Annotated in this window: 11 protein-coding genes and 1 riboswitch; of the genes, 10 read left to right on the top strand and 1 reads right to left on the bottom strand. The window is 63.2% G+C overall.

Annotated features, from left to right (window positions below):
- Window positions 1–18 precede the first annotated feature (18 nt).
- The 5 genes from GV035_RS06130 to GV035_RS06110 all read left to right on the top strand — a co-directional run bounded on the left by GV035_RS06130 (window position 19) and on the right by GV035_RS06110 (window position 5,419).
- Window positions 19–1,053, top strand: coding sequence for an aromatic ring-hydroxylating dioxygenase subunit alpha (locus tag GV035_RS06130; protein WP_159834096.1), 1,035 nt, complete (start codon window positions 19–21; stop codon window positions 1,051–1,053).
- Between the two features lie 3 nt (window positions 1,054–1,056).
- Window positions 1,057–1,863, top strand: a complete 807-nt coding sequence (locus tag GV035_RS06125) for an ABC transporter ATP-binding protein (RefSeq protein WP_159834095.1) — start codon at window positions 1,057–1,059, stop codon at window positions 1,861–1,863.
- Window positions 1,864–1,868: 5 nt separating this feature from the next.
- The gene (locus GV035_RS06120) at window positions 1,869–2,711 is read left to right on the top strand and encodes an ABC transporter permease (RefSeq protein WP_159834989.1); all 843 of its coding nucleotides are present in this window, start codon (window positions 1,869–1,871) and stop codon (window positions 2,709–2,711) included.
- A 14-nt stretch (window positions 2,712–2,725) separates the two neighbouring features.
- Complete coding sequence (locus tag GV035_RS06115; protein ID WP_159834094.1) at window positions 2,726–4,147, top strand: amidohydrolase family protein; 1,422 nt, start codon at window positions 2,726–2,728, stop codon at window positions 4,145–4,147.
- A 335-nt stretch (window positions 4,148–4,482) separates the two neighbouring features.
- Window positions 4,483–4,571, top strand: a riboswitch (cyclic di-GMP riboswitch).
- A 53-nt stretch (window positions 4,572–4,624) separates the two neighbouring features.
- Window positions 4,625–5,419, top strand: a complete 795-nt coding sequence (locus GV035_RS06110; protein WP_159834093.1) for a spherulation-specific family 4 protein — start codon at window positions 4,625–4,627, stop codon at window positions 5,417–5,419.
- A 323-nt stretch (window positions 5,420–5,742) separates the two neighbouring features.
- Here GV035_RS06110 and GV035_RS06105 read toward each other — a convergent pair whose 3' ends face one another.
- On the bottom strand, window positions 5,743–6,456 hold the full coding sequence (locus GV035_RS06105; RefSeq protein ID WP_159834092.1) for a TetR/AcrR family transcriptional regulator: 714 nt from the start codon (window positions 6,454–6,456) through the stop codon (window positions 5,743–5,745).
- 377 nt (window positions 6,457–6,833) lie between these two features.
- On the opposite strand from GV035_RS06105, the gene GV035_RS06100 reads away from it, so the two are divergent.
- From GV035_RS06100 to hydA, 5 genes are all read left to right on the top strand, one after another.
- Window positions 6,834–8,114 carry a Zn-dependent hydrolase gene (locus GV035_RS06100; protein ID WP_159834091.1) on the top strand — a complete coding sequence of 427 codons (1,281 nt, stop codon included), beginning with the start codon at window positions 6,834–6,836 and terminating at the stop codon, window positions 8,112–8,114.
- An 84-nt stretch (window positions 8,115–8,198) separates the two neighbouring features.
- Window positions 8,199–9,533, top strand: a complete 1,335-nt coding sequence (locus tag GV035_RS06095; RefSeq protein ID WP_159834090.1) for an NAD(P)-dependent oxidoreductase — start codon at window positions 8,199–8,201, stop codon at window positions 9,531–9,533.
- Between the two features lie 20 nt (window positions 9,534–9,553).
- Entirely contained in the window at window positions 9,554–10,840 is a 1,287-nt protein-coding gene (preA, locus tag GV035_RS06090; RefSeq protein WP_159834089.1) for an NAD-dependent dihydropyrimidine dehydrogenase subunit PreA, read from the top strand.
- 90 nt (window positions 10,841–10,930) lie between these two features.
- Window positions 10,931–12,418 carry an NCS1 family nucleobase:cation symporter-1 gene (locus GV035_RS06085; RefSeq protein ID WP_159834088.1) on the top strand — a complete coding sequence of 496 codons (1,488 nt, stop codon included), beginning with the start codon at window positions 10,931–10,933 and terminating at the stop codon, window positions 12,416–12,418.
- A 20-nt stretch (window positions 12,419–12,438) separates the two neighbouring features.
- Window positions 12,439–13,902 (top strand): dihydropyrimidinase, encoded by a 1,464-nt coding sequence (hydA, locus tag GV035_RS06080; RefSeq protein ID WP_159834087.1) that lies wholly within the window; start codon window positions 12,439–12,441, stop codon window positions 13,900–13,902.
- The last annotated feature ends 273 nt before the right edge of the window (window positions 13,903–14,175 follow it).

Below are 14,175 nucleotides of genomic sequence, written 5' to 3'. Positions count from 1 at the left end.
ATACCGAAGGAAGACATCATGCTGGTGACCCGCCAAAAAGTGCTGCGCCGCTTCTGGTACGCAGTGATGCCCCTGTCGCATCTCGACGATGGCCCCAAACCCTTCACGCTGCTCGGCGAGAACATCGTGCTGTGGAAAGGCGCGAGCGGCAAGCCGCACGCGCTTCGTGACCGCTGCTGCCATCGCACGGCCAGACTCTCGAAAGGCTTTGTCGATGCCGACGGCAACATCGCCTGCGGTTATCACGGCTGGACTTACGACTGCACCGGCCAGTGCGTGAAAATTCCGCAGAACGCCGGAGGCGAGATTCCGTCGCGTGCGATGGTTCCGTCGTATCGATGCGAGGAACGCTACGGTTACGCATGGGTCGCGCTCGACGATGCATTGCAGCCCATTCCCGAGTTCCCGGAAGAAGCCGCGCCCGGTTATCGCCGCATTCTCCAGTTTTACGAACAATGGAACACGAGCCCCCTGCGCATGATGGAGAACTCGTTCGACAACGCGCACTTCAGCTTCGTGCATAAGTCGAACTTCGGTCTGTTCGACCAACCCAAGCCGTCGAAATACGAATTCCGTCCGGGGCAATGGGGTTTCGAAGCGGAGACGCGCGTGCCCATCCGCAATCCTGAAGCGAGCTTTCGCATCACCGGCACGACCGACGACATCACCGAGCGGCATCTCGTCAACCGCTGGTTCATGCCGTTTGCGCGGCGCTTCGGCTGCATGTACCCGGCAAGCGGCATTCACCACATCATCTATAACTGTGCGACGCCTATCGACGACAAAACGATGATGCTCGTGCAATGGCTTTATCGAAACGATACCGAGAAACAGTGCTCCACGCAGGCGTTGATCGACTGGGACCGCCCGATCACCGACGAAGACCGCGAGATTCTCGAGGCCACGGATCACGACGCGTGCATCGATGTGCGCCGCCAGCAGGAATGCCACATGGTGTCCGACCAGCCCGGACTCCTGATGCGCCGCATGCTGCTCCAGTTGCTCGAAGAGCACGGCGAGAAAGAAGTGTTTCGCATCGAAACGGAGGTTTGAGCCATGAACGAAACGCACGCCACGCACGCCACGCACGCCACCGCGCTTTCCGTTCAGCGCGTGGACAAGATCTATGCGAACGGCACGACCGCGCTCACCGATGTCCGCCTCGATATCCGCGCGGGCGAATTCGTCTCGCTGCTCGGTCCGTCGGGTTGCGGCAAGAGCACGCTGCTCAAGATGTTCGCGGGCATTGAAACGCCTACGCATGGTCATATGCGCTGGTGGGGGCAGCCTTTTTCGATCGTTGGCACGAAGAGCCGGCGCATGTCCATGGTCTTTCAGGAAGCGACGCTGATGCCGTGGGCGAGCATCGCGGACAACGTGCGATTGCCGCTCGATCTGGCGCACGTGCCACGCAGCGAGGCCGACGCCCGCGTGACCGATGCGCTCGCCAACGTGGGTCTTGCCGGCTTCGGCACGTCGCGTCCGCGCGAGCTGTCCGGCGGCATGCAGATGCGCGCATCGCTCGCCCGTGCGCTCGTCACGGAGCCTGAGTTGCTGCTGTTGGACGAGCCTTTCGGTGCCCTCGACGAGTTCACTCGCAACAAGCTCGATGCCGACCTGCGCGCGCTCTGGAAGGCCCGCGGCATGACGGTGGTGTTCGTCACCCACAGCATTTACGAAGCCGTGTATCTGTCGAGCCGCGTCGTGGTGATGCAGGCACGCCCCGGACGCGTGATCGCCGACGTGCCGATCGATGCCACCCAGGAACGCGATGACGCGTATCGCGTTTCCGCGCCTTTTCTCGCGCATTGCAAGACGCTCTCGGATTTCATTTCCGACGCGCATCAACTGCAAGGAGCCTGACGATGATGGGTGAAACCGTTGTCAACCAGCCCGCCGCCGAGCGGAGATTCGTGAAGGGTCGAAAGCCGCTGCTGCAACGTCCCGGCGCGCTGAAGGCGTTCGCGCCGTGGTTCGTCGGCGTGCTGATGCTGCTGATATGGGAAGCCGCGTGTGCCATGTTCGAGGTGCCCGTTTATCTGGTGCCCGCGCCGCACGATATCGTCCGCCAGCTCGTCGTCGATGCGCCCTTGTTGTTCGCCGCGCTCTTCGCCACGCTCAAGATCACGTTGTTGGCCTTCGCGCTCGCGACGGTGCTTGGCGTGGCCGTCGCGCTGGCGTTCGCACAGAGTCCGCTCATCGAGGCGTGCTTCTTCCCGTATGCGATTCTGCTTCAGGTGACGCCGATCGTCGCGATTGCGCCGCTCATCATCATCTGGGTGAAGGACACCACGTTTGCGCTCGTGATCTGCGCCACGCTCGTCGCGCTGTTCCCGATCATTTCAAACACGGCGCTCGGGCTGCGCAGTGTCAACCCCGGACTGGTCAACCTCTTTCGCATCAATCGCGCGACGCGTTGGCAAACGCTCGTACGGCTGCGCGTACCGAGCGCGCTTCCGTATTTCTTTGGCGGACTGCGCATCTCGAGCGGTTTGTCGCTGATCGGTGCGGTGGTGGCGGAATTCGTCGCGGGTACGGGCGGGACCGGATCGGGGCTTGCGTATCAGATTCTTCAGGCGGGGTTCCAGTTGAACATTCCGCGACTCTTTGCGGCACTGATGCTCATCACGGTCACGGGCGTGGTGCTGTTCGGCATGACCGTCGGGGTGTCGCGGCTCTGCTTGCGCGGCTGGCATGAAAGCGAACTCTAAAGGAACGAGGCAGCATGACGACAACTCTGATCCGCAATGCGGCGGCCATCATGACGGGCGGCGCTTCCCATGAAGCAACGCGCGTAACCGGTCCGGACATCCGCATCGAAGGCGCGCGCATTCAGGCCATCGGCGCGCTTGCGCCGGTGCCGGGCGAAGCGGTGATCGACGCGACGGACTGCGTGGTCTATCCCGCCTGGGTGAACACGCATCACCACCTGTTCCAGTCGCTGTTGAAGGGCGATCCGGCAGGCATCGATGCGTCGCTCACGCCGTGGCTGGCGGCGACGCCGTACCGCTACCGCGCAAGTTTCGATGAGAAGCGTTTCCGGCTCGCCGCGCGCATCGGCATGATCGAACTGATCCGCTCGGGATGCACGACGATCGCGGACCATAACTACCTGTACTACCCCGACATGCCTTTCGACAGCTCGGCGATTCTCTTCGAGGAAGCGCAGAAGCTGGGCGTGCGTTTCGTGCTGCTGCGAGGGGGTGCCACGCGCACGCGTCAACTCGAAGCCGAACTGCCCACCGCCATGCGCCCCGAATCGCTCGATGCATTCATGGCCGACCTCGAACGGCTCGCCGCGACGTTCCACGACCACGCGCCGCAGGCGATGCGGCGCGTGGTCGCCGCGCCGACCACGGTGCTGTTCTCCATTTTCCCTTCGGAAATGCGGTCGATTGCGGATACGGCGCGCAGGCTCGGATTGCGGCTGCATAGTCATTTGTCCGAGACGGTCAGCTATCAGGAAAGCGCGCAGACCATGCATCGTCTGTCGCCGGTCGAGTTCTGCGGCGAGCACGGCTGGCTGGGCGACGACGTGTGGTATGCGCATCTCGTCAAACTCGATGCGCGCGAGATCGAGTTGCTCGCCGCGACAGGCACTGGCATGGCGCATTGTCCACAGTCGAACGGGCGGCTCGGCAGCGGCATTGCTCCGGTGCGCGAGCTGGCCGATGCGGGCGTTCCCGTGTCGATTGGCGTCGATGGCGCGGCGTCCAACGAAGCCGCCGACATGATCTCGGAGGTCCACATGGCGTGGCTCGCGCAACGCGCGCGCCGCGGCATGGCGGCGCAGCCCGCATATCGAGGTGGGCGCTTCGAGGGCGGGGCGGATGCGGCCGCCGTCGAGGAAGTGCTGCATTGGGGCACGGCGGGCGGCGCGCGCGTGCTCGGACTCGAGGGCATTGGCAGGATAGAGGTGGGCGCGCAGGCGGATATCGCCGTCTACCGGCTGGACGATCCCCGCTATTTCGGCCTGCACGACATGGCGATCGGACCCGTCGTCGCCGGGGGACGGCCGGAGCTCGCAGCCCTTTTTTGCGCAGGCCAATGCATCGTGCGGGATGACGTTATCCCGAATGTCGATCTACGCGAACTCCGACGTGAGGCGGCGCGGGAGGTTCGCGCAATGATGGCGGAAGTCGCCTGATCGAGCGCCGATCTCCGATAACGAATCTGTGCGCCTTCCGAGGGATGCGGGCTCCGCCCGCTTAACTCGCCAACGCGGATAGTGCGTGCCTGTTCGAGATGCCAAGCGCGGATCGAGGGGCCCGCAGTCCAACGCGCGCTTCCATGACAATCCGCTTGTCACTGAACGCGCGGTTTGCGTTCTTACCCGGCGCAACCGCTCGCGCGAGGACGGGGATGGGCTTACTGCCTGCAAGCTCGGTCGAAAGTGCCGAACCTACTCGTTCAGCACTGGCTGTCACCGCTCACTTGGAAGTCCGACAAAATAAAGGTAAAGAAACCACGGCGCGAGCCGATAATGCGTGCAGGCAAACCCGGAGTGATCCGGCGACGCAAAACTAAAGGGACTCACGCGCTGACGGCGCGTGAGTTTGCCAGTTGCCCGCCCTCGGCGGCGGGCCAATCGACGGCGGGAGCAATGCCCGTGTCAGGAGGCTGAATGCGGGTCAATCGGGTGTTTCAGGACATTGGGCTTGCTGTCGTTGCAGCCATGATAAGCGGTGCCGCATTCGCGGCAGGCAATGCGGGCGCGGCCAGCACGTCCATCAGCCTCGTCGTGCCTTCGTATTTCGACGCGACCAGGAGCGCGGCAAACTGGGACAGTCTCGCGGCGTCCGCGCGAAGGGTACCGACCATCGCTATCCTGAATCCAAATAGCGGGCCGGGGACAAGCGCAGATGCGAGTTACGTCGCCGCCATCGCCAAGCTGCGTGCGGCGGGCGGAAAGGTCATAGGCTATGTCTCGACGTCGTATGCGAAGCGCGCCTTGTCTGCGGTCGTGGCCGACATCAATATGTACGTGAGCCTTTACAACGTCGATGGCTTTTTCATCGACGAAATGACTTCGGACAGTCAGACGTCGCATGTTCAGTACTATCAGTCGATCTATAACTACATCAAGGGGCTGAAGTCGACCTATACGGTGACGGGAAACCCGGGCACCAATATTCCTGAGGTGTATGCGAGTTTGCCGACCGCCGATCAGTTCGTCGTCTTTGAGGACTCCGCAAAGAATTATGCGAGATTCCAACCGATGAGCTGGCAGAAGGCTTATCCCACGAACCGTTTCGTGCACATTGTCTACAACGCGAGCGCGGCGCAGCTGCCGGGCTTTCTGGGGTATGCGAAGTCGCATGGCGCAGGCGGCGTCTATGTGACGTCGCTGAGCGCAGCGAACCCTTATAGGGCACTCCCCGCGTATTGGAACGATGAAGTGGCCGACGTCTCACCGTGAAGACGCGCGGGCTCGCGGACATCCGCCGCACGCAAAGCTGTTGTCGGCCGCTTTTGTCGCGCGAGTGCCAGTGACGATTCACGCGGACGTCGCTCAAGTCACTCCGCCGTGATGCCGCTCTTTTTGGAAAAAGCAGGTCGAGGCTGCGGCGCTCTGGCTGCACACCATGATTTGCGGCATTGCGATGATTAAGGCGCCGCCCGACCTCAACGGCTCTGCCGGTCGGGCCAGCGAGTCGGCAACATCAATCTAGAGACAAGTCAACCGCCCCCCCCCGAGCCGAGCGGCGAACCCCTCGACATGGCGATCGAGATTGCGGCACCTTACGCGCGCGCTGCTCGCGATGCTTTCACGGCGCGCGGCGACACTGCCCCGCAGGCGCGAATCACGAGTCGCACGACTTCTTCCGTTTGTTCGTCGAACGCCTTTTGCGTGAGCGCGCGCTTGCCCTTGAGCGCGCGAATCTGCGCATCGAAGTCGGCGTAATGCTGTGTGACCGCCCATATCATGAACATGAACGTGTCGGCCTCGACCGGCGCGAGCAGCCCGCGTGCAATCCAGCTTTCGATGACCGTCACACGCGTATCCAGCCACGGCTTCACGCGCTCGCTAAGGATGTCCTGCATGTGGTGCGCGCCGTGAATGATCTCGCTCGCCCACACCTTCGAGCCGAGCGGCCGTCTTCTCGACAACTCCATTTTTGCGCGCACATAACCGCCGATCGCTTCCACCGGGTCATCGCTGCACTCGAACGTATCCGCCGCCCGATGCCAGTCCTCGAATATGCCTTCCAGCACGCGGCGATAGAGCGCGAGCTTCGTCGGGAAGTAGTAATGCAGATTGGCCTTCGGCAAGCCGGCGCGCTCCGCGATCATCGCCGTGCTCGCGCCTTCTAATCCCTTCTCGGCAAACACCGCCTCCGCACAGGCAAGCAGATGCACTTCGTTGCTTTCGCGAATCTGCGCGCGGCGTCGCCGCAAGGGCGGCGGCGCGTCTTCGTTTCCGGTGATGCTGTTCGTGGCTTCGTCGTGTCTCATCGTCGCGCTCTTTGCCGTCTGTCGTGCATCGTGCCTGAATCGCGCCGTTGGCGCACGCCGCGCTGCATCGCGACGAAAGCATCGGCAAAACCCGAACGCAGGGATGCTGCGAACGCGATGGCATGGTTGTCGCTTCTTCCGCTCCGTGTTTGCCCGCACACGAAATACATTGATTTGCTTATTTTAATCGGCTAAAACCTGTCCAACCGGACAGGATTTGAATCGCGCACCGGTCACCGGAAAGCGCGCTCTTTGCATCATTCATCGCAGGGCGAAGAGACGTGCACTGCACGGGCGCTCGAACGGACTGCAAGCGCACCGGCACGCACGAGCCGAGGTCACTCACACACGAAGTCACATCGTCAGGAGCGAGGCGCATGAACGTCCTAACGGATGCAGTCACAGAGGCCGGTCTCGATACATCCATCCGCGTCAACGGCGCGCGGTTGTGGGAGAGCCTGATGACGATGGCCAAGATCGGCGCGACGCCGAAGGGCGGCGTCTGCCGGCTCGCGCTCACCGATCTCGATCGCGAAGGCCGCGATCTCATCGTCAGTTGGGCGAAGGCGGAGGGCTGCACCGTTCACGTCGATCAGATGGGCAACGTGTTCATGCGACGGGCGGGCCGCAATCTCGATGCATTGCCGGTCGTGACCGGCTCGCATGCCGACTCTCAGCCCACGGGCGGTCGTTTCGACGGCATCTACGGCGTGCTCGGCGGGCTGGAGGTGATCCGCACGCTGAACGATCGCGGCATCGAAACGGAACATCCAATTGAAGTCGTCATCTGGACGAACGAAGAAGGCTCGCGCTTCGCACCCGCGATGGTCGCATCTGGCGTGTTCGCGGGCGTTTTCTCGCTGGATTACGGGCTTTCGCGCAAGGATGTCAACGGCAAGACCATCGGCGAGGAGCTCCAGCGTATCGGCTATGCGGGCGATGTTCCGTGCGGCGGTCGCAAGCTGCATGCGGCGTTCGAACTGCATATCGAACAAGGGCCGATTCTCGAAGCCGAAGAGAAGACGATTGGCGTCGTCACCGATGCGCAAGGCCAGCGCTGGTACGAGATCACGCTGACGGGACAGGAAGCGCACGCTGGCCCCACGCCGATGCCGCGCCGCAAGGACGCGCTGCTCGGCGCCTCGCGCGTGGTCGATCTCGTCAACCGCATCGGCCTCGACCATGCGCCGCTCGCGTGCGCGACGGTCGGCATGATGCAGGTGCATCCGAACTCGCGCAACGTGATTCCCGGCCGCGTGTTTTTCACCGTCGATTTCCGTCATCCGGACGATGCCGTGCTCGCGCGCATGGATGCCGCCTTGCGCGAAGGCGTCGAGCGCATTGCGGGCGAGATCGGCTTGCAAACCGAGCTCGAACAGATCTTCTATTACGAACCTGTCAAGTTCGATACGGCCTGCGTCGCATCGGTGCGCGCGGCAGCGCAACGCTTCGGCTACTCGCACCGCGATATGGTCTCGGGCGCGGGCCATGATGCGTGCTATCTCGCGCAGGTCGCGCCTACATCGATGGTGTTCGTGCCGTGCGTCGACGGCATCAGCCATAACGAAATCGAAGACGCCACGCAGGAGTGGATCGAAGCAGGCGCGAACGTGTTGCTGCACGCGATGCTCGAACGCGCATCCGAACCGGCTCCCTGAGCCGCGCCGTTTTTCATTCATCACTTCGGCCGTCCGCTGCTCTGCGGACGGAAGGCACCGTCACGCCTTCGACAAGGAACGCGCATGACCATGAAGACCATCGGCGATATCGCGAGCCATCGACAGACGCACGACCGTCTCGCGTGCGAATTCTCGGACGTCGCGCCGCTGCTGGACGCGACCGCTGCGGCCACCGCCGCGAGCCGCTGCCACTACTGCTACGACGCGCCATGCGTGCAGGCTTGCCCGACCAGCATCGACATACCGGGCTTTATCCGCAAGATCCGCAACGGGAATCTCAAGGGCGCGGCGTCCGACATTCTCTCGGCCAATCCGCTCGGCGGCATGTGCGCGCGCGTGTGTCCGACCGAGATCCTCTGCGAAGGAAGCTGCGTGCGCAATCATCCGGGCGACGAGCCCGTGCAGATCGGCGCGTTGCAACGTCACGCGACCGACTGGGCGATGTCGAAAGACGTCGCGTTGTTCAGCCGCGCGCCGGAAACCGGAAGGCGCATTGCGATTATCGGCGCGGGACCGGCGGGGCTCGCGTGCGCCTATCGACTGGCGCTTTCGGGACATCGCGCCGTGATCTTCGATGCACGCAACAAGCCCGGTGGTCTCAACGAGTTCGGCATCGCGGCCTACAAGACGGTCGAGGACTACGCGCAGCGCGAGATCGAATGGCTTCATTCCATAGGCGGCATCGAGATCCGGACGAGCCAGGCGCTCGGACGCGACTTCACGCTCGACGAGCTGCGCACGCAATATGACGCGGTGTTTATCGCGCTAGGACTCGCAGGCGTGCGCGAGCTCGCGCTCGAAGGCGAGTCGCTGAACGGCGTGCTGAACGCGGTGGATTTCATCGAACAGGTGCGTCAGGCCGATGACCTCGCGAGCGTGCCGGTCGGCCGTCGGGTGGTCGTGGTCGGCGGCGGCAACACGGCGGTCGATGCGTGCGTGCAAAGCCGCAAGCTCGGGGCGACGAATGTGACGATGGCCTACCGGCGCGGCGTCGAAAACATGAGCGCGACATGGGCCGAGCGCGAGTTTGCGCAGACCAATGGCGTTCACATCGTCACCCATGCGCAGCCGGTGCGTCTGATCGGCGAGAACGGTCAGGTGACAGGCGTCGAATTCCAATGTGACGCCGAGCGCTTAGTGATCGAGGCCGACATGGTCCTGAAGGCGATCGGTCAGACGCTCGTGCCGGTCGGCATCGGGCACGAACTGCTGACGCTCGACGGCGGACGCATCGTGACCGACGAGAACCGTCAGACGACGCTCGCAAAAGTGTGGGCCGGCGGCGATTGCGCCACTCACGAAGGGCTCGATCTCACCGTGCAGGCCGTGCAGGACGGCAAGCTCGCGGCGGCGTCCATCGACGCGTCGTTCGAGCTGACTGCAATCAAAGCCGCCTGATTCGAAGAGGAGACACGAACATGGCCGATCTTCGCTGCAACATCGCCGGCATCTCGTCGCCGAATCCTTTCTGGCTCGCTTCGGCGCCGCCTACCGACAAAGCCTACAACGTCAACCGCGCGTTCGAGGCGGGCTGGGGCGGCGTCGTGTGGAAGACGCTCGGGCTCGATCCGCATGTCGTGAACGTGAGTTCGCGATACGGCGCGGTGCAGTGGAACGGGCAACGCATCGCGGGGCTCAACAACATCGAGCTGATCACCGATCGGCCGCTCGACGTGAACCTGCGCGAGATCCGGCAAGTGAAGCGTGACTGGCCTGATCGCGCATTGATCGTTTCATTGATGGTTCCATGCAACGAAAAAGACTGGAAGTGGATCCTGACGCAAGTGGAGGACACGGGCGCGGACGCAGTCGAGCTCAACTTCGGCTGCCCGCATGGCATGAGCGAACGCGGCATGGGGGCGGCCGTGGGGCAGGTTCCCGAGTACGTGGAGATGGTGACGCGCTGGGTCAAGGAAGGCACCAGGCTGCCGTGCCTCGTCAAGCTCACGCCCAACATCAGCGACATTCGCATGGGCTCGCGCGCTGCGTTCAAGGGCGGCGCGGACGGTGTGTCGCTCATCAACACGATCAACTCGATCGTCGCCGTCGATCTCGACCACATGGCCCCGATGCCGACCGTCGACGGCAAGGGCACGCACGGCGGCTATTGCGGACCGGCGGTCAAGCCGATTGCGCTCAACATGGTCGCGGAAATAGCGCGCGATCCTGAGACTCCCGATTTGCCGATCTCAGGCATCGGCGGCATCTCGTCGTGGCGCGATGCGGCCGAGTTCATGGTGCTCGGCGCAGGCAGTGTGCAGGTGTGCACGGCGGCGATGCACTATGGCTTTCGCATCGTCACTGATCTGGCCGATGGCCTCTCGAACTGGATGGACGAGAAGGGCTACGCGAGCCTCGACGACATTCGCGGCCGCGCCGTGCAGAACGTCACCGACTGGAAGCACCTGAATCTCAAGTACGACATCAAGGCGCGAATCGATCAGGACAAGTGCATCAAGTGCGGACTGTGTCATATCGCATGCGAGGACACGTCGCATCAGGCGATCCTGAAGGAGAAGGATGGCAAGCGTCATTTCGAAGTGGTGGATACGGAATGTGTCGGCTGCAACCTGTGCATGCACGTCTGTCCCGTCGAGCAGTGCATCACGATGGAACGCGTCGATGCAGGCGAATACGCGAACTGGACCACGCATCCGAACAATCCGGCTCGCGAGAACGTCGAAGAGCCCGCAAAAGCGGCCTGAATCACACGCAGCGCTCGTCATTGACCCCCGCCGCGCACATCGCACGCAGAGGCGATAGCGCGGCGAACATCCTCAAGCGGAGTGCATCCGATGAATCAGACAGCGCGTAACGTCGAGTCGAGTAGCCTTTACAACGACGACCTGGCGCCGACCGGCCCGGCGCAACGCACGTGGAAGTGGTATCACTTCGCGGCGTTGTGGGTCGGCATGGTGATGAACATCGCGTCGTACATGCTGGCGGCGGGGCTCACCGATCAGGGCATGTCGCCGTGGCAGGCCGTGATGACCGTGCTGCTCGGCAACGTGATCGTGCTGGTGCCGATGCTTCTGATCGGCCATGCCGGCGCCAAGCACGGCATTCCCTACGCGGTGCTCGTGCGTTCGTCTTTCGGCACGCAGGGCGCGAAGCTGCCGGCGCTCTTGCGCGCGATTGTCGCGTGCGGCTGGTATGGCATTCAGACGTGGCTGGGCGGCAGCGCGATCTACACGCTGCTGAACATCCTCACGGGTAACGCGCTGCACGGCGCGGCGTTGCCGCTGCTCGACATTTCCGTCGGGCAACTCGGCTGCTTCTTGCTGTTCTGGGCCTTGCAGCTCTACTTCATCTGGCACGGCACAGACTCGATCCGCTGGCTCGAAAGCTGGTCCGCGCCGATCAAGGTGGTGATGTGCGTGGCGCTCGTGTGGTGGGCCACCTCGAAGGCGGGCGGCATCGGGTCGATGCTCTCTACACCGTCGCAGTTCGTCGCCGGCGGCAAGAAGGAGGGCATGTTCTGGGCGACGTTCTGGCCGGGCCTCACCGCGATGGTCGGGTTCTGGGCGACGCTCGCGCTCAACATTCCCGACTTCACGCGCTTCGCACGCACGCAGCGCGACCAGATGATCGGACAGTCTATCGGGCTGCCCCTGCCCATGGCGCTGCTTTCCATCATCTCCGTCGTCGTGACCTCCGCGACGGTGGTGATCTACGGCAAGGCGATCTGGGATCCGATCGATCTCACGAGCCGCATGACCGGCATCGGCGTGGGCGTTGCGCTCGTCATTCTCACGCTCGATACGATGTGCTGCAATCTCGCGGCCAACCTCGTCGGACCCGCTTATGACTTCTCGAGCCTGTGGCCGAAGGGCATTTCGTATCGTGCGGGCGGCATGATCACGGCGACGATCGCCATCGTCATGATGCCGTGGAAGATTCTGGCCACCACGCAAGGCTATATCTTCACGTGGCTCGTCGGCTACTCCGCGCTGCTCGGGCCGGTCGCGGGCATCATGATGGTCGATTACTTCTTCGTTCGCGGCACGCGGCTCGATCATCGCGAGCTGTTCGACGAAGAGGGCGAGTACGCGTATCGCGGCGGCTGGAATATCGCTGCGGTCGTCGCGCTCTTGATCGGCGTATTGCCGAATCTGCCCGGCTTCCTGCATACCGCGTTTCCCGCTTCTTTTCCCAACGTGCCCGCGTTTTTCAACACGCTTTACACCTATGCGTGGTTCGTCGGCCTCGTGCTGGCCGCGCTCGTGTATGGATCGTGGATGAAACTGCGCGGCAGCCCGCGTGCCGACATGCTGAGTGCTTGAACATTACCGGAGGACGACACATGCCTATTCTCATTCGCGGCGGCACCGTCATCGATGCGGACCGCACCTATCGCGCCGATGTGCTGTGCGCCGATCCGCAGGCGGGGGGCACAATACTCGCCATCGGGCAAGACCTCGATATTCCGACCGATACGCAGATCGTCGATGCCGGCGGCCAGTACGTGATGCCCGGCGGCATCGATCCGCATACGCACATGGAACTGCCGTTCATGGGCACGACCGCCAGCGACGACTTCTACAGCGGCACCGCGGCGGCGTTGTCGGGCGGCACGACGAGCATCATCGACTTCGTCATTCCGAGCCCGAAGCAGCCGCTGATGGACGCGTTCAGGGAATGGCGCGGCTGGGCGGAGAAGGCATCGGCGGATTATGGTTTTCATGTTGCCGTGACATGGTGGGACGACTCCGTGCATCGCGACATGGGCCTGCTCGTGCACGAACATGGCGTGTCGAGCTTCAAGCACTTCATGGCCTACAAGAACGCGATCATGGCCGATGACGAAGTGCTCGTGAACAGCTTCACGCGTTCGCTCGAACTCGGCGCGCTGCCGACCGTGCATGCGGAGAACGGCGAACTCGTGTTCCAGTTGCAGAAGCAGTTGCTCGCGAAGGGCTTCAAGGGACCGGAGGCGCATCCGCTCTCGCGTCCGCCTGAAGTGGAGGGCGAGGCGGCCAATCGCGCGATCCGCATCGCGCAGGTGCTGGGCGTGCCGCTTTACATCGTGCATGTGTCGGCGAAAGATGCGGTCGATGTCATTGCAAAAGCGCGCAACGACGGACTGCGCGTGTTCGGCGAAGTGCTGCCAGGCCATCTCGTGATCGATGAATCGGTGTATCGCGATCCGGACTGGACGCGCGCGGCCGCCCACGTGATGAGCCCGCCGTTCCGCACGAGCGAGCATCGCGAGGCGTTGTGGCGCGGGCTGCAGTCGGGCCAACTGCATACCACGGCGACTGATCACTGCGTCTTCTGCGCGTCGCAGAAAGCGATGGGACGCGAGGACTTCACCAAGATCCCGAACGGCTGCGGCGGCGTGGAAGATCGCATGGCCGTGCTGTGGCATCACGGCGTGAACATGGGGCGTCTTACGCCGAACGAGTTCGTGCGCGTAACCTCGACGAACGCGGCGCAGATCTTCAACCTGTATCCGCGCAAGGGCGCGGTGCAGGTCGGCGCCGATGCGGACCTGGTCGTCTGGGATCCGCAGGCGTCGCGCACGATTTCGGTGAAGACGCATCATCAGCAGGTGGACTTCAATGTCTTCGAGGGCATGACCGTGCAGGGCGTGGCGACGCACACGCTCACGCGCGGCGCGCTCGCCTGGACCGACGGCGATCTGCGCGCGGTGCGCTGCGCGGGGCAATATCTGAAGCGTCCGCCGAATGCGTCGTATTTCGAGGCCGCGCGCGTGGCGAACAAGCTGAAGGAGCCGCATCCGGTCAAGCGCGCCGAACTGGCCTGATTGGGTGCGGTGGCGAAGCCCCGGGTTCGCACGGCGCGGGGCTTTCACACGATGTGAGACACTGAGCCGGAGGACGAGCGGATCATTGACTATTGCCTTTTGAGCGAGAGGCGCAATAACGCTCCCAACCGGTCGTTCGGCGGCGTTGCGCGCAGTCGCCTCATCGGCCATTAACGGACGCTCCCAACCGGACATCGACGCGCTGTAATGCGCCGCACCGTGTCATTCACCGGTCATCTACGACATGACATGTGATGTTTCGGCGCGCCTGCG

This window comes from Burkholderia sp. 8Y (genome assembly GCF_902506145.1).
Taxonomy (GTDB): domain Bacteria; phylum Pseudomonadota; class Gammaproteobacteria; order Burkholderiales; family Burkholderiaceae; genus Caballeronia.
The sequence above is the reverse complement of the archived record's forward strand: the minus strand, read 5'-3'. Positions and strand labels throughout refer to the sequence as shown.